At 44.4% G+C, this 1506-nt stretch carries 9 tRNA genes and 1 rRNA gene; all 10 read right to left on the bottom strand.

Features of this window, described 5'->3' with window-relative positions:
• Nucleotides 1–206: 206 nt before the first annotated feature.
• The 10 genes from U8D43_RS20860 to rrf all read right to left on the bottom strand — a co-directional run bounded on the left by U8D43_RS20860 (nt 207) and on the right by rrf (nt 1397).
• Nucleotides 207–282, bottom strand: a tRNA-Ala gene (locus U8D43_RS20860).
• A gap of 16 nt (nt 283–298) precedes the next feature.
• Nucleotides 299–375 (bottom strand) — tRNA-Pro (locus tag U8D43_RS20855).
• Nucleotides 376–380: 5 nt separating this feature from the next.
• Nucleotides 381–457: transfer RNA gene (locus U8D43_RS20850), tRNA-Arg, on the bottom strand.
• A gap of 9 nt (nt 458–466) precedes the next feature.
• Nucleotides 467–555, bottom strand: a tRNA-Leu gene (locus tag U8D43_RS20845).
• Nucleotides 556–568: 13 nt separating this feature from the next.
• Nucleotides 569–643 (bottom strand) — tRNA-Gly (locus U8D43_RS20840).
• A 34-nt stretch (nt 644–677) separates the two neighbouring features.
• Nucleotides 678–759: transfer RNA gene (locus U8D43_RS20835), tRNA-Leu, on the bottom strand.
• 123 nt (nt 760–882) lie between these two features.
• Nucleotides 883–958, bottom strand: a tRNA-Lys gene (locus U8D43_RS20830).
• A 30-nt stretch (nt 959–988) separates the two neighbouring features.
• Nucleotides 989–1064: transfer RNA gene (locus tag U8D43_RS20825), tRNA-Thr, on the bottom strand.
• Between the two features lie 139 nt (nt 1065–1203).
• A tRNA-Val gene (locus U8D43_RS20820) sits at nt 1204–1276 on the bottom strand.
• Between the two features lie 5 nt (nt 1277–1281).
• A 5S ribosomal RNA gene (gene rrf / locus U8D43_RS20815) occupies nt 1282–1397 on the bottom strand.
• Nucleotides 1398–1506: the final 109 nt, after the last annotated feature.

Raw genomic sequence — 1506 nt, 5'->3', positions numbered from 1 at the left:
CCGCCAGCGTTCGTCCTGAGCCAGGATCAAACTCTCCATAAAAGTTAAGTTTGACTTGCTCATAAAACTTTTTTGTAAGAATCTATGTTCTTACTTTTAAATTTAACGTTGACGTTTCGTCTTTTCAGTTTTCAAAGTTCAATCATTGTCTCGTTTAAGCGACTTTTTTATCTTAACATTAAGTTTAAAAAGTGTCAAGATTTTTTTGGTGGAGCCTAGCGGGATCGAACCGCTGACCTCCTGCGTGCAAGGCAGGCGCTCTCCCAGCTGAGCTAAGGCCCCAAATAATGATTAAGAATGGTCGGGAAGACAGGATTCGAACCTGCGACCCCTTGGTCCCAAACCAAGTGCTCTACCAAGCTGAGCTACTTCCCGTAAAATGGCGCGCCCGAGAGGAGTCGAACCCCTAACCTTTTGATCCGTAGTCAAACGCTCTATCCAATTGAGCTACGGGCGCATATTAAGATGGTGCCGAGGACCGGAATCGAACCGGTACGGTAGTCACCTACCGCAGGATTTTAAGTCCTGTGCGTCTGCCAGTTCCGCCACCCCGGCATAAAGTATCTATTGGAGCGGAAGACGGGATTCGAACCCGCGACCCCCACCTTGGCAAGGTGGTGTTCTACCACTGAACTACTTCCGCAAATACAGTATGCTTTTTCTATTGAGTTTAATGATGCGGGTGAAGGGAGTCGAACCCCCACGCCTTGCGGCGCTAGATCCTAAGTCTAGTGCGTCTGCCAATTCCGCCACACCCGCATAGTATAATGTTGAATTTTCTATTTGGCAATCCAATCAAACCTATATGGTAAGATCTCTTGCTATGCAAAAATTAAAGTCTCTAAAGGTTTATGGTAAGATCTTTTACTACGTAAAAATCTATGGTGAGCCATGAAGGATTCGAACCTTCGACCCTCTGATTAAAAGTCAGATGCTCTACCAACTGAGCTAATGGCTCGCACTGAATAAAAGTCTATTAAAATAGAACTGGTGCCGGCAAGAGGACTTGAACCCCCAACCTACTGATTACAAGTCAGTTGCTCTACCAGTTGAGCTACACCGGCAAATATTTATTCTTATATGATTCAATAATTATCAATTATTTTGCTTCGCTTTTAAGGAAGTTTATTTTGCTTCGCTTTTAAGGAAGTTTATTTTGCTTCGCTTTTAAGGAAGTTTATTTTGCTTCGCAAAAAAACTAAATGGAGGATGACGGGATCGAACCGCCGACCCTCTGCTTGTAAGGCAGATGCTCTCCCAGCTGAGCTAATCCTCCATAATGCATGGCGACGTCCTACTCTCACAGGGGGAAACCCCCAACTACCATCGGCGCAGAAGAGCTTAACTTCCGTGTTCGGTATAGGAACGGGTGTGACCTCTTCGCTAATGCCACCATACGTATTTACTTGAGGTTTGTACCCTCAAAACTAGATAAAGATTGATGAAGTTAGTGAGTAATCACCACTTATTGTGTTTGGTTAAGTCCTCGATCGATTAGTATTCGTC

Origin of the sequence: Bacillus sp. 2205SS5-2 (assembly GCF_037024155.1) — a bacterium.
In the GTDB taxonomy this organism is placed as follows: Bacteria; Bacillota; Bacilli; order Bacillales; family Bacillaceae_K; genus Bacillus_CI.
Note: the sequence above shows the minus strand (reverse complement) of the source record. Positions and strands in the feature narration are given on the sequence as shown.